Source organism: Paraburkholderia flagellata, from assembly GCF_021390645.1.
GTDB lineage: Bacteria > Pseudomonadota > Gammaproteobacteria > Burkholderiales > Burkholderiaceae > Paraburkholderia > Paraburkholderia flagellata.
On sequence record NZ_JAJEJT010000001.1, the window covers coordinates 1,134,156 to 1,155,426 of the forward strand.

A 21,271-nucleotide genomic window follows, 5' to 3' on the forward strand; every position below is an offset into this window, starting at 1 on the left:
GGCGAGAGGCGATGGGCATCGGAAGATGCTAGCCGCCGCCGCGCGTGGCTGACGGAAAAAGCTTAGCGGTACTGACCTGCGTACTTCACGACCTTGTCGAGATTCTCCTTGGTGATGAAACCCGGACCCGAGCGGATATTCTTCGGACCATACGAGGGCTGCAGGCCATAGGTTTCAAGGCGCTGCTTGAACTTCGGATTCGCTTCGAGAATCTGGCGGATCTTCTGCGGGTCCGTGGTGTGCTCCTTCTTCACGATTGCGAGCACGGCCACAGGGATATAGCCCTGCAGGTACGGTTGCTGGTCGATCGCGAACTGGATGGTGCCCGCGCGGATCGCCTTGGCAATGTCATCCGAGAAGTCGAACGTGCAGAAGTAGATCTTGCCCGCGAGGCCCATCTGGTCGATCGCTTTGAGCGTGGCGGCCGCCGGCACCGGGCCGAGCGTGAGGACCGCGCCCGTGTTCGGATGGTTGCGCAGATACGCGCTCACCTTCGACTGGATTTCGGTCGGATCCTGGCCGGAGTCGATCGTCGAGGTCTTGTAGTCCACGCCGAGCGCATCGGCAAAGCCGCGGCAGCGTTCGAACGACACAGCGTTGGTGGCGAAGTGGTTCACGCACAGGAACGTCTTCACGCCCGCGGCCTTCGCCTTTTCGCCGGCTGCGTGGCCCGCCACATATTCAGGCTGCCCCACGTGCATGATCGCGCCGAGTTTCGCGCTTTGTTCCTCGGTGCCGGAATTGATCGTCACGAGCGGGATCTTCTTTTCCGTAACCTTGCCGATGGAGCTCTTGAGCACGTCGTAGTCGGCAATGGTGACGATCACGCCGTCGTAGTTGCGCGCGGCGGCCTGTTCGATCAGGCGCGACATGTCGGCGATATCGCCGTTGGGCGGGTTGCGGTAGTCGGTTTCGACGTTCCAGTCTTCGTCGGCCTGCTTGATGGCGTTCTTGATCGTGTTCCACCACGAGTCGGAATCGGGCGCGTGGCTGATCAGCACGAAATGCGCGTCGGCGGCTTGCGCCGTTTGCGCACTCAGCACGCTCGCACCTGTCAGTCCCGCTGCCAGCGCGAGCACTGCGGCCAACCTTCGGAGCATGGTCTTGCCCTTGCGTTGAGTCATTGTCTCCACCTTTCTCGGTCTGTCGTTCGTTCTTGGGGTGAGCGTCGCAGCCGCGCTTTTGACATGCCGCTTGCTACATGGACCAACTGCTGCGCTCATCGACAAGAGTAGGACATCGACTCGCGACTTGCAACGAAAATTTCATCGAAAATAAAAATGGAAAATCTGTTCCATTCGTGTGACACGCTGCCTATAATCGGCTCCGTCGACATGCCGTGGAATGCAAGCCAGATAAGGCTTTGCGGCGGTGCGGCAAATGGCCAAGGAAAACAATCATGGCGGATGACACAACCGACGCCGCAGCGGGCGTAGACGAATTGATGCAGCGCATCGCGCACGATTACGAGGCGCTGCCGCGGCAGCTGAAAAGCATCGCGACCTACATCGAACAGCACCGCGCGAGCGTGATGATGGACCGCACGAGCGACATTGCCGCGAGCTGCGGCGTGCATCCCTCGGCGGTGGTGCGCTTTGCGCAGCGCTTCGGTTTCTCGGGCTTCTCCGACCTGCAGGCGGTGTTCAGGCAGGCGTATGCGGGGCAGGGCGCGTCGGCCACGAGCTATCAGCAGCGCATTCGCCAGCTGATCGACGCCAAGGAGGGCGAGACGAGCCCGGACATGGGCGGCGCCGTGGCGCGCGAGTTCATCGGCGCGTGCCGCAGCGGGCTCGATGAACTCGAAGCCGGGCTCGACGGCGCGCAGTTCGACGAGGCAGTGAAGATGCTCGAGCAGGCGGACAACATCTACGTGATCGGCGTGCGCCGCTCGTTTCCGGTGGCGAGCTACATCGTTTATGCCTTGCAGCACACGCGCAAGCGCGTGCACCTCGTCTCGGGGCTCGGCGGCATGTATCACGAGCAGATCCGCAGCGTGAAGAAGGGCGACGTGGTGATCGCCATCAGTTTCGCACCCTATGGCAAAGAGACGCAGTACTGCCTGCGCGTGGCGCAGCAGCATCACGCCAAAACCCTCGTCATCACCGACAGCCAGCTCTCGCCGCTCGCGCGCCATGCGAACGCGCAACTCTATGTGAAAGAGGGGAGCGCGTTCGCGTTCCGCTCGCTCACCAGCACCTTCTGCCTGTGCCAGGCGCTCTTCATTGCGCTTGCGTACCGGCTCGAACTCAACGTGGAAGAATCGACCGACACCGGAGGATACGATGACTAGTGCAGCAAGCGGAGCCGCGAAAACGTTGGATGTGGCGGTATTCGGCGCGGGGCGCATTGGCCGCATCCATGCGGGCAATCTCGCGCGCCAGCCGGGCGTGCGTCTGAAGTACGTGATCGACGTGAATCGCGAAGCCGCCGCCGCGCTTGCCGCGCAGCACGGCGCCCAGGTTGTCGACGTGGACACCGCGTTTGGCGACGCCTCGATCGGCGCCACGGTGATCTGTTCGAGCACCGATACGCACTCCGAATTGATCCTGAAGTCGGCGGCGGCGGGCAAGCATATCTTCTGCGAAAAGCCCGTCGATCTGACCATCGAGCGCGCACGCGCCTGCGCAGAAGCGGTTCAGCGTGCGGGCGTCGTGGCCATGATCGGTTTCCAGCGCCGCTACGATCCCACATTCGCCGCCCTCAAGACACGCCTCGACGCTGGCGAGATCGGCACGCCGGAAATGCTGATCGTCACGAGTCGTGATCCGGGCGCGCCGCCGGTCGAATACATCAAGCACTCGGGCGGCATCTTCAAGGACATGCTGATCCACGACTTCGACATCTTCCGCTGGATTCTCGACGACGAAGCGCTGAGCGTGCACGCCACGGGCAGTTGCCTGTCCGATCCGGCCATTGCCGATGCGGGCGACATCGATTCGACGGCGGTGACGATCCGCACGAAGCGCGGGCGCCTTTGTCAGATCAATACGGCGCGGCGCGCGGCTTACGGCTACGACCAGCGCTTCGAGGTGCTCGGCAGCGAGGGCATGCTGCAGGCCGGCAACATGAAGCCGACTGAAGTGGTGGCGTGGTCGAAGACCGCCGTGGCACAGGACGTGCCCGAGGCGTTCTTCCTCGAGCGCTATCGCGCGGCCTACGCGCGCGAAATGGCGCACTTTCACGAAGCGGTGACGCAGGGCGTGCCGGTGCGCACGTCGGTTGCCGACGGCCTGAAGGCGCTGGAGTTGGCCGAAGCCGCTTCGCTGTCGTGGCGCGAGGGGCGTGTGGTGACGCTGGGCGACTGAAACGGATCAAGCGTGGATCAAGCGAGGAGACGAGGAATGCAGGCAATCGATCGTGCGCAGCCGTTGCGCGTGGGTGTGGCGGGACTTGGGCGGTTGGGGCGGCGGCACGCGCAGAACCTGGCGTATCGCGTGCCGGGCGCGACGCTCGCGGCCGCGTGCAGTCCGCTCGAAGCGGATCTCGAATGGGCGCGCGAGGCGCTGCCCGCCGCGCGGCTGTATGGCGAATACGCAGACCTGTTGGCGGATCAATCTGTCGATGCGGTGTGGCTCGTCACGCCTTCGGCCTTGCACGCAGAGCAGATCGTGCAGGCGCTCGAAGCGGGCAAGCACGTGTTTTGCGAGAAGCCACTTTCGCTCGATGTAGCCGAATGCGAGCGGGTGGTGAACGTGTCACGTCGTCATGCGGACCGGCAAGTGACGATCGGCTTCATGCGCCGCTTCGACCCGAGTTATCAGGACGCCTACGCAAAAATGCAGGCCGGTGCGATCGGCAGGCCGTTTCTCGTGCGCTCGCAGACCTGTGATCTCAACGATCCCGAAGGCTTTTTCGTGCGCTTCGCGCCCACTTCGGGCGGTATCTTTCTCGACTGCACGGTGCACGACATCGACGTCGCGCGCTGGCTGCTCGGCAAGCCGCGCGCCACGCGCGTCTACGCGGCTGGCGCGATCGCGCTGCACGAAGGCCTGCGCGAATCGGGCGACGTGGATAACGGCGTGGCGATCTGCGAGTTCGAGGACGGGCGTCTCGCGATGTTCTACGCCTCGCGCACGATGGCGCACGGCAACGACACGTCGAGCGAGGTGATCGGCACGGCGGGCGCGCTGGCGATCGGGCGCATCCCGCGCGCGAATCGCGTCGATGTCTACGACGCGACGGGCGTGCGGAGTGAATGCACGCCCACGTTCTTCGACCGTTTCGAAGAAGCGTTCCTGATCGAGGCACAGGCGTTCGTCGCGGAAGTCGCGGCGCGCAAGGCGGGTGTCGCTCAGAAGGAAAGCCTCGGCGCGACGCTGGAAGACGCGCTGGAGGCCACGCGCATCGGCCAGGCGCTGCGCGAATCGCTACAGACGGGGGCGGCGGTCACGCTGTGAACCGTGCCGTGATCGGAGGCCAAGCGGCGGTTGGCGTGGCTGCGGTAAAATCGACGCTATTGCCAGCGCCGTCTCACGCCGCGACGGTGCGCCACCGAAGGATCCAACCCCGATGCAAGTTCAGGTTCACAAGGAAGTGGATGCACGCGGGCTGAATTGCCCGCTGCCGATCCTGCGCGCCAAGAAGGCGCTCGCCGACATGGAAAGCGGCCAGATCCTCAAGGTCCTCGCGACCGACCCCGGCTCGCAGCGCGATTTCGCCGCGTTCGCGAAGCAAACCGGCAACGAGATCGTGGAAAGCTCGCAGCAGGACAAGACGTTCGTGTTCCTGATGCGCCGGCGTTAAACGCCGAAACGCCGAAGCCGATAAAAAAAGGCCCGCATGAGAATGCGGGCCTTTTTGCTTGGGTAACGATGTTTGAGGCTTAACCCTCGAGCACAGGCTTGCGCGTGCGCAGATATTCGTCGAAATCCGCGCCGACTTCCGGGTGACGCAGCGCGAACTCCACCGTCGCCTTCAGATAGCCGAGCTTGCTGCCGCAGTCGAAGCGCGTGCCGTGGTACTTGTACGCGAGCACCTGCTCGTCGGCGAGCAGCGACTGGATCGCGTCGGTGAGCTGCAGCTCGCCGCCCGCGCCCGGCTTGATCGCCTTCAGATGCTCGAAAATGCGCGGCTTGAGCACGTAGCGGCCGACCACGCCGAGATTCGACGGCGCGACTTCGGGCGCCGGCTTCTCGACGATGCCCGAGAGCTTGACGATCGAGTCTTCCCACTCCTTGCCGTCGACAATGCCGTACGAGCGCGTTTCCGAGGGCGGAATCTCTTCCACGCCGAGCACCGAGCTATGGTAGTGATCGAACACCTCGACCATCTGCTGCATGACGGGCGGTGTGCCGTAGAGCAAGTCGTCCGCGAGAATCACGGCGAACGGGTTGTCGCCCACGAGCTTCTCGGCGCACAGCACGGCGTGGCCAAGGCCGAGCGCCTCAGGCTGACGCACGTAGAAGCAGTCGACGTTGTTCGGCTTGATGTTGCGCACCAGTTCGAGCAGCTTGGCCTTGCCGCGCGCTTCGAGTTCGGCCTCGATCTCATATGACTTGTCGAAATGGTCCTCGATCGCGCGCTTGCTGCGCCCGGTCACGAAGATCATTTCCGTGATGCCCGCAGCCACGGCTTCTTCGACCGCGTACTGGATGAGCGGCTTGTCGACCACGGGCAGCATTTCCTTCGGGCTTGCTTTCGTGGCCGGAAGGAAGCGCGTGCCGAGGCCCGCTACCGGGAATACCGCTTTTGTCACTTTCAGCATGTCTTTAGTCCCTGTCCTGGTGCTCGGGTGACGCCGCGGGTGCGGCGTCACGCGTTACAGCCCTTGGCCGATATGGCGCTCAGGCCGGCAACCGCGTGAGTTGTGCGGTCAGTTTGTCCAGCGTTGCCTGGTATTCTGCCAGTCTTTTCTGCTCCTGCTCAACGACTACGGGCGGTGCTTTTGCTACAAAACTGTCATTTCCTAGCTTGGCCTTGCACTTTGTCACCTCATTGGTGAGTCGGGCAATTTCCTTCGACAGGCGCTCGCGTTCGGCGGCTACGTCGATCTCCACCTTCAGCACGAGCTTGTCCGTCCCAACAATAGCAACTGGCGCGCCTGCCGAGGCTGCGTCGAGCGCGGCTTCGTCGGCGATGATCTGGACCTCCGAAAGCCTGGCAAGCGCCTGCGCATAGGGCGCGAACGTCGCGAGGCGCTCAGCGTTGCCCGTGGCGAGCAGCGGCACCTTGGTGGCGGGCGAGAGGCCCATCTCGCCGCGCAGGTTGCGGCATGCGTCGATCACGGCCTTCAGGTCGGCGGCCCACTGTTCCGCGGCTTCGTCGATCTTCTTCTGCTCGGCCTGCGGATACCGCTGCATCATGATCGATGCAACGCCCTCCGCAGCGCCTTGCGGGTACGCGTCGGTGAGCGGCGCCACTTTCTGCCACAGCGCTTCGGTGATGAACGGAATCACCGGATGCGCGAGACGCAGCACCGTTTCCAGCACGCGCAGCAGCGTGCGGCGTGTGGCGCGCTGCTGCTCGGGCGTACCCGTCTGGATCTGCACTTTCGCCAGTTCCAGATACCAGTCACAGTATTCGTCCCAGACGAACTTGTATATGGCGTTGGCCACGTTGTCGAAGCGATAGTCCGCGAAGCCCTTCGCGACTTCGGCTTCCACGCGTTGCAGCAGCGAGACGATCCAGCGGTCGGCCTGCGAGAAGTCCGTGTAGCCGCCGGGGCCGCAATCGCCCGGCTGGCACGCGCCCGGCTTGCTGAAACCGCAGTCGTGGCCTTCGCAGTTCATCAGCACGAAGCGCGTGGCGTTCCAGAGCTTGTTGCAGAAGTTGCGATAGCCCTCGCAGCGCGCGAGGTCGAAGTTCACGTTGCGGCCAAGCGTGGCCATGGAGGCCATCGTGAAGCGCAGCGCGTCGGTGCCGAACGCGGGAATGCCGTCCGGAAACTCCTTGCGCGTCTTCTTTTCGATGGTCGCCGCCTGCTTGGGATTCATGAGGCCGGTCGTGCGCTTGGCCACGAGCGCTTCGAGGTCGATGCCGTCGACGATATCGATCGGGTCGAGCGTGTTGCCCTTGCTCTTCGACATCTTCTGGCCTTCGGCGTCGCGCACGAGGCCGTGCACGTAGACCGTGTCGAACGGCACCTTGCCGGTGAAGTGCGTGGTCATCATGACCATGCGCGCCACCCAGAAGAAGATGATGTCGAAGCCCGTCACGAGCACGGAGGAGGGCAGGAAGGCCTTGAGTTCCGGCGTTTCCTGCGGCCAGCCGAGCGACGAGAACGGCACGAGCGCGGACGAGAACCACGTGTCGAGCACGTCTTCGTCGCGCTTCAATGCGCCCTTGTAGCCCTTGGCGTCGGCCTGTGCGCGTGCTTCTTCGTCATTCTTCGCGACGAAGATCTCACCGTTCTCGCCGTACCATGCCGGGATCTGGTGGCCCCACCAGAGCTGGCGCGAGATGCACCAGTCCTGAATGTTCTCGAGCCACTGGTAGTAAGTGGTGGTCCAGTTCTCCGGCACGAATTTGATCTGGCCGTTGCGCACCACGTCTAGCGAGGTTTCGGTGATCGACTTGCCGGGGTTGAAGGTGCCCTCGGGCGCGGGCTTCGTCATCGCCACGAACCACTGGTCGGTGAGCATCGGCTCGATCACCACGCCCGTGCGGTCGCCGCGCGGCACCATCAGCTTGTGCGGCTGGACCGAGTCGAGCAGACCCAGCGCCTCAAAGTCGGCGACCACCTGCTTGCGCGCCTCGAAGCGGTCGAGGCCGCGGTATTTGGCGGGTGCGTTGTCGTTGATCTTCGCGTCGAGCGTGAGGATCTCGATCATCGGCAGGCCGTGGCGCAGGCCCACCTGGTAGTCGTTGAAGTCGTGCGCGGGCGTGACCTTGACGACGCCCGTGCCGAACTCGCGGTCCACGTATTCGTCGGCGATGATGGGGATCTCGCGCTCGGTGAGCGGCAGTTTGACCATCTTGCCGATCAGGTGCGCATAGCGTTCGTCTTCCGGGTGCACCATGACGGCCGTGTCGCCGAGCATGGTTTCCGGACGCGTCGTGGCGACCGTCAGCGTGGCCGAGCCGTCCGCGAGCGGATAGCGCAGGTGCCACAGGTTGCCGTTTTCCTCTTCGCTCGCCACTTCGAGGTCCGAGACGGCGGTGAGCAACACCGGGTCCCAGTTCACGAGGCGCTTGCCGCGATAGATCAGACCCTGTTCATAGAGGCGCACGAAGACGTCGCGCACGGCGGCCGACATCTTGTCGTCCATCGTGAAGTATTCGCGCGACCAGTCGATCGACGCGCCGAGACGCCGCACCTGGCCCGTGATGGTCGAGCCCGACTGCTGCTTCCATTCCCACACGCGCTCGACGAATTTTTCGCGGCCCAGATCGTGGCGCGAGATTTTCTGCGCATCGAGCTGGCGCTCGACCACGATCTGCGTGGCGATGCCTGCGTGGTCTGTGCCCGGCACCCACAGCGTGTTCTCGCCGAGCATGCGGTGGTAGCGCGCGAGGCCGTCCATGATCGTCTGGTTGAACGCGTGCCCCATGTGCAGCGTGCCGGTGACGTTGGGCGGCGGCAACTGGATCGAGAAATTGTTGCGGCCGGGCTCGAAGGTCGCGGCGGCGTAGCCTCGACGCTCCCATTCCGGGCCCCAGTGGGCCTCGATCGTCTGGGGCTCGAAGCTTTTCGCTAGCGTGCTGTCGCTCATGGGTGGAATCTGCCGAAAAAAGGATGCGGAAACATTCGATTATAAGGGGAAGTCCTGTCGGAGCCGACGCGCCAGCCGAGGCGAACCGGTGCGCGGCGCATTCGCTAGCGCCGACGTGCCGCGCCGGGGCCACGCAAGCCGCGGCGTCGGCGCGCACTGATAACGGTGTTCTGCCGTCCGCCGGCTGATGAAGGGCCTGAAGATCGACGACGGGAAATATCCGGCGAAAAACCCCAGCACTTTATCAACATCGCGAAGGAACAAGGCCCGCGTCCGAAGGAAGTCAATCCCAACGACGACCTTGACCGCAAGTTCGTCGAGCTATACGGTGCCTGCGACCAGCGGTACCCGCGCGAGCGTGTGGTGGATTTGGCGGAACTGCTGCGGCGCTGTCACGCACTCCTCTCGCGCAATCCGGGGAAAGAAGCCGGAGGGGCGGCATCGGCGATGTCGTTTGGCGATGCGGCCGCGTCGGGGTGACTAGTCTCTGCGGCTGTGAATGTCTAATACATGGGGGGGCACTGGACATGCTGCAATGACTCTGTGGCGGCGAGTGTTTGATCGTTCGCCCGGTCTTCTCCTTTTTGATGGAGTGCAGAAATATGTCCACCCCTGTGAGCAATTCGACGTCGCCGGTGCGCGACGATTCTCAGGCTTCCGGTGCAGATGCAGGACAATCGCAGAGCGCCGAAGGCGCGTCGTCTGGCGTCAGCGAGGCATCGTCCACGCCAGCGCAAAGCGCTTCGTCATCAAACCAGGGTGCCGACACTTCGACCTCATCTGGCGCAGCCGGCGATACGAACGCGGCGGGTGATTCCAAGGCCGGTCAGACGTCGCAAAGCGTCCCGACGTCTCTCGCGCTGTCGAACGATATGACGAACACGTCGAATACGTCGAATACGTCGAATGCGTCGAATGCGTCGAATGCGTCGAATGCGTCGAATGCGTCGAATGCGTCGAATGCGTCGAATGCGTCGAATGCGTCGAATGCGTCGAATGCGTCGAATGCGTCGAATGCGTCGAATGCGTCGAATACGTCGAATACGTCGAATACGTCGAATGCGTCGAATGCGTCGAATGCGTCGAATGCGTCGAATGCGTCGAATACGTCGAATACGTCGAATACGTCGAACACGCCGAACACGTCGAACACGTCGAACACGTCGAACACGCCGAACACGTCGAACACGTCGAATGCGTCGAACACGCCGAACACGTCGAACACGTCGAATGCGTCGAATGCGTCGAATGCCTCGAATGCCTCGAATGGGTCGAATGGGTCGAATACGTCGAATACGTCCACGCCGACCTCCGTCCACGGTGCGCCCGTCTCGCTTAACATTCCCGGCGCCCGCAATGCGTCGAATCCCTCCAGCACGGCTCGGACGACCGCGGAAACACACGCGGGCACGCAAACGCTAACCGGCGCGACAATAGACGAGTTCAAGGAACTCAATAAGGAATTCGACACGCGTGATGGCTTCGTTAGCCAGAACATCGACACCAATCAGCGCCTTGCGAGAAAGCTCGAGCAGACGTTGCCTCGAATAATGACGGGCTATCCGCCGGATGTGGTTCGGTATGAACAGAGACAGGTCGAAGTGCAGGGAATGCTCTCGGATCTCCCGCAGAGCCAACGCGAATTTTATAGCGGTGCGCTCGCGGCATTGGGGGCGTCCTACCAGCTCGAGACCGATGGCGTAAAGCGCGTCGAAATAGAACAGAAGTTCTCCGTCCTGGAAAGCTCCATCCGAAGTGAATACAATCGCGCGATCAACGATCCCGTCGACCGAACGCTCGGAATCTTCAATGCTCCGATGGGAGAGGGCTATTTGAACAAGTTTGATCGGCAGCGCGTCGATTTGCTCGAACGATTTCGCGAAGATTTTCTCGATGCAGCCAACTCAACCGAACGCAGGGCGATACTGTCGAAAGCCGCGGAGTTAAAGAGCTCAATGCAGGCAAAAGTCAATTTCTCATTGAACATTGCCCGTTTTTTGGAACGTGGGCGATGGGCAGAGGCCAATCAAGAAGTCGACCGCATTTTGCAAGCGGCTCGAGCTCAGACCGACCCAGCAACGCGCTATGAACTGATAGGTCGCCAGCTCTTTCAGATGACCCCGGGGCAAGATGATCTGAAAGATAGAATCGTTCTGGCGTTCACACAGCGCATGCACGATTCGGAGTCTTTGCGCAACGAACTCTATGACTGGCATGCTCAGGTGAGTAAGCCTTTGAATGCGGAGTCTGTGAGCGGACCCAAGCGATACACTGACATTCTGGCGAACCTGCCACCTGTTGGTCCCGATTACATCCGCGATCTAAACGACAAGTACACCGCGGTGCTGAAGGACGCCAGCGACAAGAATTACTCCATCACGCCCGAAGCAAAAGCGAAGAAGCTGGCGTCGCAGGTATTGGAGGGCGTCATGCGTATCATGTTTGAATTATCGCCTATCGGGCCGATGGCTGACCTCATACCTTCGACCTTGCCTGATAACGTTCGCATGGGACTCGAGTTCGGCGGAATGATAATGGGGGCGTTCACCGGCGCGGGCGCCATCAAGCAGTCGGCCAGCGCAGTGCGAGCGGTCGCTGCGGCGGCAAGATCGGCGGAACTGGATAACGCAGCGGCCGCGGGCGTGCGCGCTGCCGCGAAAGGTCTCGTCGACGACGCAGCTGAACGCATTGTCAGGGAAACGGCGGAGGGTTCGGCCATGAGTCCGCAAGCCAAAGAGGCCGCAGAGGCGTTGACGAAAAAAGCGTTGGGAGAAGCAGGCCCCCCGGTCGACCCTACCAGCATGCTCGCGCACGACGCCGTAGGCCTCGACTCCAATGGGTCACTTGTTACTTACGCTGCTAAAGACGTGAGTCTTGCCAACCTGCATCAGGGTAGCCGTCCCGGCGTTCTGGAGGACGCCAAAGGCGACAGGTTTGTCGAGTTGGGAGGTAACGTGTACCACGTTCGCTTCGACAATGACAACTCTACCTGGCGGGTATTCGACAAGGAGAATCGCTACAGGCCGCAATTTCCGGTTCGGCTAGATGAGGCGACAAATACTTGGGAGCTGCACGGCGACGTCGGGCTACAAGGCGGCGGTAAGATCAGTGAAGCAATGCGACAGAGAGTCATTGCGTTGCTGAATGAAGGCGACGTGTCCCGTCGAGGTATCGCTGAAGAGCTTGGGATTTCGCCATCCACAATTCAAAAAATAGCAAAAGAACAAGGTATCGGCCTGACGGCACCGGATTCGCTCCGTAGCCTTGGCCTCACGCCCGCGACCCGGGAGGAAGCGCTAGGACTCCTGAGAGATGGGGAGCTGTTGCGTGCCGAAATAGCGGAGAGACTGGGCATCTCCCGTGCTGCTGTCAGTAAGCTCGCGAAAGATAACGGCATAACTCCCGCGAGAAATGCGGTGAATCGAGTCAAGATCACCCCAGAGATTCGTGAGCGGGTGCGCGGGCTTATCGATGAACAAAAGTACTCGGACGCTCAGATCGCAACACAGGTGGGAATATCGCGCGCTTCGGTGATTAATATAAGGAAGGAAATGCCAGCGGATCACGCTCGTTCTCTGCGTGTTCGGAAAGTGACGCCGGCTATGAAGGCGGAAATAATCAACGCGCTGAATGAAGGTGTGTCCGTTACCGATATCGCTAAAACCAATGGCGTATCAACGGCCACCGTATCGCGAATTAAGTGGCAAAAAGACTTCAGGTCGTACAGGCCGCCCACCGCGACACAGTCGCAGGGATCGCCGACGGCGGGACCATCGACGGCGGGACCATCGACGGCGGGACCATCGACGGCGGGACCATCGACGGCGGGAACATCGACGGCGGGACCATCGACGGCGGGAACATCGACGGCGGGACCATCGACGGCGGGACCATCGACGGCGGGACCATCGACGGCGGGACCATCGACGGCGGGACCATCGACGGCGGGAACATCGACGGCGGGACCATCGACGGCGGGAACATCGACGGCGGGAACATCGACGGCGGGACCATCGACGGCGGGACCATCGACGGCGGGAACATCGACGGCGGGAACATCGACGGCGGGACCATCAACACGAGCAACGTTCACGGCAGGCGCGACAAAGGAGCAGATCGACAAAATATTCGATCTGAGAAATCGCGGAGAGTCGGTGCCGGACATCGCTGCGGCAGTCGGTATTTCCAGGAAAAAAGTCATGGATATCTACGCCAACGTCAACTCATATACATATCAAAGGTCGTGGTGGGACACGTCCCCAGCCAATCGTTCGGCCGCGCTTTGGCGACTGGATCGAGGTCTGGCGCCCAAGGATATCGCGAAGGATCTGGGTTTGCCGATAGAGACCATACTAGGGATCGCGAACCAGCAACGATTCGCGAGGAATTCTTTGGCTATCGAGCTCTTGAATCAAGGCGAAACACCAGAGCAGGTGATGTCTACGCTACGCGTCTCTCGGGCATATCTTGATCGCCTGCGTGAGGGCGTGCCAAAGGGCACGCATGACATTCATTTTGGCAGTGAAGAGTCGGCTCTCGCCACGGACATGTTCGCCAAGGGCTATACCAGAGAGGACGTTGCCGAGAAGTTGGGTATCTCGCGTTGGAGAGCTCACAGCCTCGCAAACGAATTTCGCGAGAAAACCATGGACTCGGTTATGCCGAGCCAGTTGCAAGATCTCGTTCGGGCGCTCAACGATCCTGAGCACACTTTTACCACCCAAGAACTGGCGAGGGCCACCGGCTTGTCAGAATCGACGGTGACGGTCGTTGAGAACGAGTTCGAGTTGGGTTCTATCGTCCCGCGCTCCAGCTCTCCCGTGGCGGGTTCCTCTTCATCCACGGTGCCGCACGACACCGGCTTCGAGTGGGCTCGACCGCTCACGATGGAGCAGGAGAAGCAGGCGCTGAACGCCCTGGCGTCGGGGCAGACTCCGAATAGCGTCGCGACCCAGCTCCACGTCAATCCCGCAGCTGTCGAAAGATTGTCGGAATACGACGCACCGCTTGTCGCTCCCTCGGATGATCCGATCGTCCCGTCGACTTCAGCGGCACCTGCGCCCGGCGGCACGCCGTCCACTATTCCGTCGCTCGTGCCTCTGAGCGAACAGGACAAAGCAGAGATCCGAATGCTTTCGCGACGAAATCTGCTGAGTTCGGGCTTCATCGCCGATCTGTTCGAAATACCATTGGCATCTGTGGAGGCCGTTCTGCGAAGCCGTTGATCTATCATTGGCTGCCCGAGCGGGGAGGCAAGGACGCGAATACCGGGCTCAACCCTCACGTTCGTGATCTTCCCGCCGGCGATTTTCGGCAGATGCAACCTGGCGTCGCGCAATCTGAGAGGGAACTCGCGCGGCGCCCAAACGCCCGTGCGACGACTTCGCCGTCGCTTAATGCCTTCTGCCGGCGGACCCTATAATGCGGAACGATCCGCTGCCTCTTCAGAAAAATGCCCGACCTTCTCACCAATCTGAATCCCGAACAGCTCGCCGCCGTCACGCTGCCCAACGAACCCGCACTGATCCTCGCGGGCGCCGGCAGCGGCAAGACGCGCGTGCTGATCACGCGCATTGCATGGCTGATCCAGCAGGGCATGGCCTCGCCGTCCACCATTCTGGCCGTGACCTTCACGAACAAGGCCGCGCGCGAAATGTTGGGGCGCCTGCAGGCGCTCCTGCCCATCGACACGCGCGGCATGTGGATCGGCACGTTCCACGGCCTGTGCAACCGCATGCTGCGCGCGCATTTCCGCGACGCCGGCCTGCCGCAGACCTTCCAGATCCTCGACACGGCGGACCAGCTCTCGGCCATCAAGCGCCTGATGAAGGGCCTGAACGTCGACGACGAGAAGTACCCGCCCAAGAACCTGCAGTACTTCATCAACAACGCGAAGGAGCAGGGCCTGCGTCCGAAGGACGTGGACGTGAGCGACGACTTCAACCGCAAGTTCGTCGAACTCTACGAGGCCTACGACCAGCAGTGCCAGCGCGAAGGCGTGGTCGATTTCGCGGAGCTGCTGCTGCGCTGCTACGAGCTGCTCGCGTACAACCCGCCGCTGCGCGCGCACTATCAGGGGCGCTTTCGCGACATTCTGGTGGACGAGTTCCAGGACACCAACAAGCTCCAGTACGCGTGGCTCAAGCTGCTCGCGGGGCCGGGCAATGCGATTTTCGCGGTGGGCGACGACGACCAGTCGATCTACGCGTTCCGTGGCGCGAACGTCGGCAACATGCGCGACTTCGAGAATGAGTTCCGCGTGAAGCACATGATCAAGCTGGAGCAGAACTACCGTTCGCACGGCCATATTCTCGATGCGGCTAACTATCTGATCGCGCATAACTCGCGCCGCCTGGGCAAGAACCTGCGCACCGATGCGGGCCACGGCGAGCCGGTGCGTGTGTACGAATCGGCGACCGACTCACAGGAAGCGGGCTGGATCGTCGAGGAGATTCGTGCGCTCATCAACCAGGGACTCGCGCGCAACGAGATCGCCATTCTCTACCGCAGCAACGCGCAGTCGCGCACGATCGAGCACACGCTCGTGAACGCGGGCGTGCCGTACAAGGTGTATGGTGGCCTGCGCTTCTTCGAGCGCCAGGAAGTAAAGCATGCGCTCGCGTATCTGCGCCTCATCGACAACCCGAACGATGATACGGCGTTCGCGCGTGTCGTGAACTTCCCCACGCGCGGCATTGGCGCGCGCTCGATCGAGCAATTGGCCGACGCGGCGCGCCTCTACAACTGCTCGATGGCGGCGGCGATTCCGTACGTCACCGGTAAGGCGGGCACGAGCCTCGGTTCGTTCGCCAATCTCGTCGCGAAGATGCGCGCCGAGACGGCGCAGATGAGCCTGCCGGAAACCGTCGAATACACGGTGCGCATGAGCGGCCTCGCCGAGTTCTATCAGACCGAGCGTGAAGGTCAGGACCGGCTGGAGAACTTGCAGGAACTCGTGAATGCGGCCACGGCGTTCGTGAGCGAGGCGGGCTACGGCCTCGACACGCCCGCTCGCTCGATTCCGCTGCGTCCCGGCGCGAGCGCGGTGCCCGAGATCGTCTCGCAGGACGGCGAGATCGAAGTGCTCGACGCGCCCACGATCACCGACCCCGCGCAGAACCCCGACGTCATGACGCCGCTCGCGGGCTTCCTCTCGCATGCATCGCTCGAAGCCGGCGACAACCAGGCGCAGGCGGGCCAGGACGCCGTGCAACTGATGACGGTGCACGCCGCGAAGGGCCTCGAATTCACGGCGGTTTTCATCACCGGTCTCGAAGAGGGCTTGTTCCCGCACGAGAACAGCGCGATGGAAGCCGACGGCCTGGAAGAAGAGCGCCGCCTGATGTACGTGGCGATCACGCGCGCGAAGGAGCGGCTTTACATCTCGTTCGCGCAGAGCCGCTTGCTGCACGGCCAGACGCGCTACAACGTGCGCTCGCGCTTTTTCGACGAACTGCCGCAGGAGTCGCTCAAGTGGCTCACGCCCAAGGTCGAGGCGGGTTCGCGCTGGGGCGGGCGCTCCGACAACGCAGGCTGGGGCCGCGACTGGTTTGCGCGGCCGGGCGGCGGCGGCGAGGGCGGCAACGGGAGTGGCAACGCGGGTAGCAACTACGGCGGCGGCCGCCGCGAGCGCGACGCCTATATCGCGGACAAGAGCCCGGCGCCCGCGTTTGCCAACGAGCAGCGCGCAGCCGAAACGGGCTTCCGTGTGGGCCAGGGCGTGTTCCACACGAAGTTCGGCGAAGGCACGATTACGGCGCTCGAAGGCAGCGGCACCGACGCCAAGGCGCAGGTGCGGTTCAAGCGTCACGGCGAGAAGTGGCTCGCGCTGGCGGTGGCCAAACTGCAGCCGGTGGAGTGAGTGCGCTTAAGCCTCTAACGAACCAGACGGACAACATTCAACGATGAACTCTTCGACCCAGGCGAGCGGTACGGCCGCCCGCCCGCTCGGCGTGCTCGCTGCGCTGCCTCAGGAACTCGGCGATCTGATCGCGGCGATGCAGGCTGAATCGGGCGTCGTCACGCGCACGTTTGGCCAGCGTGACTATCACCTCGGCACTGTGCATGGGGCGCCCTGCGTGGTGACGCTCGCGCGCGTCGGCAAGGTGGCCGCCGCCGCCACGGCGAGCGCGCTGATCCATGCGTTCGATGTGGGCGCGATCGTCTTCACGGGCGTTGCTGGCGGCGTGGGCAAGAACGTGCATGTGGGCGACGTGGTGGTGGGCGACACGCTGCTTCAGCATGACATGAACGCCGAGCCACTCTTTCCGCGTTACGAGATTCCGCTGCTCGCGCGCTCGCGCTTCGACGCGGACCGCGCGCTGGCCGATGCGCTTGCCGCCGCCTGCGAGCGCTTCATCGCGGAGGAGGGGCTGAATCTGGCTGCGCGCTTCAAGGCCGCGCTGCCGCGCCTCGCAACCGCGTTGCCGCAGGTGCACCGCGGGCTCGTGATCAGCGGCGACCAGTTCGTGGCGAGCGCGGCCGCTGTGGGCGCGCTGCGCGCGCTGTTGCCCGATGCGCTCGCCGTCGAGATGGAGGGCGCGGCGATCGCCCAGGTTTGCTACGAGTACGACGTGCCCTGCGCGGTAGTCCGCACGATCTCCGATACCGCGGATGAGCACGCGAGCACCTCGTTCTCGAGCTTCCTCACCGATATCGCGGGCACGTATTCGACCGGTATCCTCAAGCGCTTTCTCGCGGGCTACCGGCCGCTCGCGCGATAAGGCGCGCTATCGCCGCGCCAGACGGCCGCTCCCGCGTCAACCGTCGCCCGCGCTGACCGCTTCGCGAATCGACTGAAGCGCGGAGGCGTCCTCGATGGTCGGCAGGTCGCCCGGGTCGCGGCCTTCGGCGAGGGCCGCGATCGCTCGGCGAAGCAGCTTGCCGGAGCGCGTTTTCGGCAGCATCGGCACGAAGTGCACTTTCGCGGGCCTGCCGATCGCGCCCAACTGGCGATCCACCGTTACGGCTAGCGCGAGCGCGAGTTTTTCCGCGTCGGCGGGATTGGCTGCCGCATTCGCATCGCGCAGCACGACGAAGGCCAGCGCGGCCTGACCCTTCACCGCATCGTTGACGCCCACCACGGCCACTTCCGCGACCGCCGCGTGCGACGAGATCGCCTCTTCGATCTCACGCGTGCCAAGACGATGGCCCGCCACGTTGATCACGTCGTCGGTGCGGCCGAGGATCGTCACGTAGCCGTCGCTATCCTGCACGCCCCAGTCGAAGGTCGAATACACCTGCTGGCCGGGCACGCTTTCCCAGTACGTCTTCACGAAGCGCGCGTCGTCGCCCCACACGGTCTGCATGCAGCCGGGCGGCAGCGGGTAGCCGAGCGTGATCACGCCTTTCTCGCCTGGCGCGCAGGGCTCGCCCGTATGTTCGTTGCGCAGCACGAGGTCATAGCCGTAGCAGGGCACGCCTGGCGAGCCGAGCTTCTGCGGCAGTGGATCGACGCCGCGCTGGATCGCCAGCATCGGCCAGCCGGTCTCGGTCTGCCAGTAGTTGTCGACGACGGGTTTGCCGAGCGCCTCGGAGATCCATTGCGCCGTGGGCTCGTCGAGCGGTTCGCCCGCGAGAAAGAGCGTGCGCAGGCTCGAAAGATCGGCGGAGTGCAGCAGCGCCGGGTCCTGCTTCTTGAGCACGCGAATGGCCGTGGGCGCGGTAAACATCAGGTTGATGCGGTGCTGCTCGACGAGGCGCCACCAGATGCCGCCGTCGGGGCGCACCGGGGTGCCTTCGTACATCACCGTGGTCATGCCCGCGAGCAGCGGCGCATAGATGATGTAGCTATGACCCACCACCCAGCCGATGTCCGACGCCGTAAACATGGTGTCGCCGGCGCGCCCTTCGAAGATGTATTCCATCGAAGCCGCGAGCGCCACGGCGTAGCCGCCCACGTCGCGCTGCACGCCCTTGGGTTTGCCCGTCGTGCCCGAGGTGTACAGGATGTACGAAGGCTCGTTCGATTCGAGCCATTCGCAGGGAACCTGCACGTCGTAGTGCTGCTCGCGCAGCGGCTCGTAGTCGACGAGATACGGCGCGTTCAGCCGCTCGGGCGCGAGCTGGCGATCGATCAGCAGCACCTTGGGCGGCGCGAATTCGGCGCGCGCCATCGCTTCGTCCACGAGCGGCGTGTAGTCGATCACCTTGCCGCCGCGCGCGCCGGCGTCGGCGCTCACGAGCAGCACGGGCTTCGCGTCGTCGATGCGCGCGGCGAGGCTCGGCGCGGCGAAACCGCCGAACACCACCGAGTGGATCGCGCCCAGACGCGCACAGGCGAGCACGGCGAACACGGCCGCGGGGATCATCGGCAAATAGATCAGCACGCGCTCGCCGCGCGCCACGCCGAGCGAGCGCATCACGGCGGCCATGCGGTTCACTTCGGCGTGAAGGTCGGCATAGGTGTAGCGCCGCTCGATGCCGGTTTCGGTCGAGACGTAGACGAGCGCATTCTGGTGCGCGCGCGACGTGAGGTGGCGGTCCACGGCGTTGAAGCACAGGTTCGTGCGCCCGCCGCAGAACCAGCGGGCGAACGGCGGGTTCGAGCGGTCCAGCACCTGGTCGAACGGCGTCTGCCAATGGATGCGCCCGGCCTCGCGGCGCCAGAAGTCGTCGGGGTTCGCGACCGACTCGCGGTGAAAATCGCGGTAACGCATGACTCCCTTCCTCCCGTGCTGATGGTGCAGGCGGCCGTCGCAGTGTGCCGGCGCAGTGGGCCAGATCTGGCGCAGTTTTTCAGGATAGTGCAGTGCAATGCGTGCGAGCAACGCGGGTTCTCCCGCGGGTTCTCCCGCAGACGCCCAATGATGGCTCTCGCGTGGCGTTCAGCCGCGCATGTCAGGATGCGCGAGGCGCGGAAGTGGGGCGGCGCGCCAGCGGTGCAGCCAGCCCCGCGCGGCTTCGACAGTGGCATCGAGTTGCGCGCGCACCGTGCTCGACAAGCTCGCGCCGTAACAGTCGCTGTCATGCGGCTGCACGCCGATCAGCACAAACTCGCGCGGCGAGCGGCCGCTCAACTGCGCGCAGGCGAGCGCGTCGGCGAAACCCATGCCTGGGCGGCTCGGACGACGCATGTAGAGACGTTCAGCTGCGGCGTCGCCGGTGAGTACGCGAAGCGCGCCTGGTGCGAGCCCGAAATCGAATGCAGTGAGAACAATCAGACGCTGCGTGGATTCGACGACGGGCAAGAGTGCCCGGCCGCGCGTGCCGCCTTCGACGAGTTCGACCTGGGCGGGGCATTGCCAATTCGTCTTCAACTGCTCAAGTGCGAGAACGCCCACGCCAGCATCGCCCCATTGAACATTGCCGAGGCCAAGCACGACCACCCGTTGCGGCGCGAGGGCCTGACGGTTCCCGAGCCTGGTCAATGCGCGGCGAGCAAGGGCGCGCACCGCGCCGTCGCCGCGCGTTGCCTGCGGTATGTTGCCGATTTCGTGAGGTCGATGTAGGCGAGGGATCACGTTGATGGTTGCTAGGGAGAGTGAGCGAATAGGAATAATCTGAGTAATTCGAGAAACCTCTGTTGACGTGTATCAATCGAGATAGGTTTTATCGTGCTAGAGCCAATGTTTTGCAATACTCATCGATTTTCCGTCAGATCAATGTGCGGGAGTCGCTAACACTCTGTCCACGCCCAACAACAAAAAAGGGGAACGCCAAACTGGCGTTCCCCTTTTCGCGTGCGCTTTTGCATGATCCGGCTGGCGGCGCGTGCGCGGACAGCCTGGTCCGTCACCGCGTCATCACGTACCCGGCTTCACGACCACCGTGCAGGTCGTCCCGGCCGCGAGCACCATGTCGTCCGGCACCTTGTCGATGTGGATGCGCACCGGCACGCGTTGCGCGAGGCGCACCCAGTTGAAGGTCGGGTTGACGTCGGCGAGCAGTTCGCGGCTTTGCGGATTGTCGCGGTCGTAAATGCCGCGCGAGATGCTTTCCACGTGGCCTTCGAGCGTGCCGCCGCTCATCAGCTTGATGTCGGCCTTGTTGCCCACCTTCACGTGCGGCAGCTTGGTTTCCTCGAAGTAGCCGTAGACCCAGAACGAATGGCTGTCCACCACGGCGAGCTTGGCCTGGCCCGAGATCGCGTAGTCGCCCTGGAACACCTGCAGGTTCGTGATGTAGCCGTCCACCGGCGAGACCACGCGCGTGCGTTCGAGGTTCAGCTTGGCGGCGTCGAGCGCGGCGATTGCCTGCTGGTACTGCGCCTGTGCCGAGTTTGCCGTGTGCGAAGCGTTTTCGCGGTTTTCCTGCGAGACCACTTCACTGTCCATGTCGGCGCGGCGGCGCGCGTCGTCCTGGCGCATGGTCAGCTCGGCTTTGCGCGCGGCCACGGCGGCCTCGGCCTGCTCGACGGCGATCTGATAGTGTGACGGGTCGATCTGCATGAGCAGGTCGCCCTTGTGCACGAACTGGTTGTCCTTCACGGGCAGCTCGACCACGGCGCCCGAGACGTCGGGGGCGATGTTCACCACTTCGGCGCGCACGCGGCCGTCGCGGGTCCACGGCTCGTCCATGTAGTGAACCCACAGGACGCGCCCGACCAGAATGGCGACGACGAAGATGATGGCCGTCGCGATAAAGCCAATGAGGTTGCGGATTGTCATGATTCGGTTGAT

Annotated in this window: 14 protein-coding genes and 1 pseudogene; 8 read left to right on the plus strand and 7 right to left on the minus strand. The window is 63.3% G+C overall.

The genetic code is table 11. The features are described 5' to 3' along the window. Positions 1 to 62 precede the first annotated feature (62 nt). On the minus strand, positions 63 to 1,124 hold the full coding sequence (locus L0U83_RS04965) for a sugar ABC transporter substrate-binding protein (protein WP_233881120.1): 1,062 nt from the start codon (positions 1,122 to 1,124) through the stop codon (positions 63 to 65). Positions 1,125 to 1,399: 275 nt separating this feature from the next. Between L0U83_RS04965 and L0U83_RS04970 the strand changes: the two genes are divergently transcribed. The 4 genes from L0U83_RS04970 (at position 1,400) to L0U83_RS04985 (ending at position 4,743) form a co-directional block, all read left to right on the plus strand. Beyond that, on the plus strand, positions 1,400 to 2,290 hold the full coding sequence (locus L0U83_RS04970; RefSeq protein WP_233881122.1) for a MurR/RpiR family transcriptional regulator: 891 nt from the start codon (positions 1,400 to 1,402) through the stop codon (positions 2,288 to 2,290). Next, entirely contained in the window at positions 2,283 to 3,305 is a 1,023-nt protein-coding gene (gene iolG / locus L0U83_RS04975) for an inositol 2-dehydrogenase (protein WP_233881124.1), read from the plus strand. The genes L0U83_RS04970 and iolG overlap by 8 nt, the downstream gene beginning before the upstream one ends. 36 nt (positions 3,306 to 3,341) lie before the next feature. Continuing rightward, positions 3,342 to 4,397, plus strand: coding sequence for a Gfo/Idh/MocA family oxidoreductase (locus L0U83_RS04980; protein ID WP_233881127.1), 1,056 nt, complete (start codon positions 3,342 to 3,344; stop codon positions 4,395 to 4,397). Positions 4,398 to 4,509: 112 nt separating this feature from the next. Then, complete coding sequence (locus tag L0U83_RS04985) at positions 4,510 to 4,743, plus strand: sulfurtransferase TusA family protein (protein WP_233881129.1); 234 nt, start codon at positions 4,510 to 4,512, stop codon at positions 4,741 to 4,743. A 79-nt stretch (positions 4,744 to 4,822) separates the two neighbouring features. Here the strand turns inward: L0U83_RS04985 and galU are convergent, their stop codons facing one another. Then, positions 4,823 to 5,704 (minus strand): UTP--glucose-1-phosphate uridylyltransferase GalU, encoded by an 882-nt coding sequence (gene galU, locus L0U83_RS04990; protein WP_233881131.1) that lies wholly within the window; start codon positions 5,702 to 5,704, stop codon positions 4,823 to 4,825. A gap of 79 nt (positions 5,705 to 5,783) precedes the next feature. Further along, complete coding sequence (locus L0U83_RS04995) at positions 5,784 to 8,651, minus strand: valine--tRNA ligase (RefSeq protein WP_233881141.1); 2,868 nt, start codon at positions 8,649 to 8,651, stop codon at positions 5,784 to 5,786. 169 nt (positions 8,652 to 8,820) lie between these two features. On the opposite strand from L0U83_RS04995, the pseudogene L0U83_RS05000 reads away from it, so the two are divergent. Continuing rightward, positions 8,821 to 9,068: pseudogene (locus tag L0U83_RS05000) on the plus strand (DNA helicase II); the annotation flags it as partial. 409 nt (positions 9,069 to 9,477) lie between these two features. Here L0U83_RS05000 and L0U83_RS05005 read toward each other — a convergent pair. Then, the gene (locus tag L0U83_RS05005; RefSeq protein ID WP_233881145.1) at positions 9,478 to 9,993 is read right to left on the minus strand and encodes a hypothetical protein; all 516 of its coding nucleotides are present in this window, start codon (positions 9,991 to 9,993) and stop codon (positions 9,478 to 9,480) included. A 208-nt stretch (positions 9,994 to 10,201) separates the two neighbouring features. On the opposite strand from L0U83_RS05005, the gene L0U83_RS05010 reads away from it, so the two are divergent. The 3 genes from L0U83_RS05010 (at position 10,202) to L0U83_RS05020 (ending at position 17,374) form a co-directional block, all read left to right on the plus strand. After that, positions 10,202 to 13,876 (plus strand): helix-turn-helix domain-containing protein, encoded by a 3,675-nt coding sequence (locus L0U83_RS05010; protein ID WP_233881147.1) that lies wholly within the window; start codon positions 10,202 to 10,204, stop codon positions 13,874 to 13,876. Between the two features lie 227 nt (positions 13,877 to 14,103). Continuing rightward, entirely contained in the window at positions 14,104 to 16,512 is a 2,409-nt protein-coding gene (locus L0U83_RS05015) for a UvrD-helicase domain-containing protein (RefSeq protein WP_233881149.1), read from the plus strand. 43 nt (positions 16,513 to 16,555) lie between these two features. Beyond that, positions 16,556 to 17,374, plus strand: a complete 819-nt coding sequence (locus tag L0U83_RS05020; RefSeq protein ID WP_233881151.1) for a 5'-methylthioadenosine/adenosylhomocysteine nucleosidase — start codon at positions 16,556 to 16,558, stop codon at positions 17,372 to 17,374. Between the two features lie 36 nt (positions 17,375 to 17,410). Here the strand turns inward: L0U83_RS05020 and L0U83_RS05025 are convergent, their stop codons facing one another. The 3 genes from L0U83_RS05025 to L0U83_RS05035 form a co-directional block, all read right to left on the minus strand. Further along, complete coding sequence (locus L0U83_RS05025) at positions 17,411 to 19,309, minus strand: propionate--CoA ligase (RefSeq protein WP_233881153.1); 1,899 nt, start codon at positions 19,307 to 19,309, stop codon at positions 17,411 to 17,413. A 168-nt stretch (positions 19,310 to 19,477) separates the two neighbouring features. After that, on the minus strand, positions 19,478 to 20,113 hold the full coding sequence (locus tag L0U83_RS05030) for a hydrogenase maturation protease (RefSeq protein ID WP_233881155.1): 636 nt from the start codon (positions 20,111 to 20,113) through the stop codon (positions 19,478 to 19,480). 282 nt (positions 20,114 to 20,395) lie between these two features. After that, on the minus strand, positions 20,396 to 21,259 hold the full coding sequence (locus tag L0U83_RS05035) for an efflux RND transporter periplasmic adaptor subunit (protein WP_201700768.1): 864 nt from the start codon (positions 21,257 to 21,259) through the stop codon (positions 20,396 to 20,398). Positions 21,260 to 21,271 lie beyond the last annotated feature (12 nt).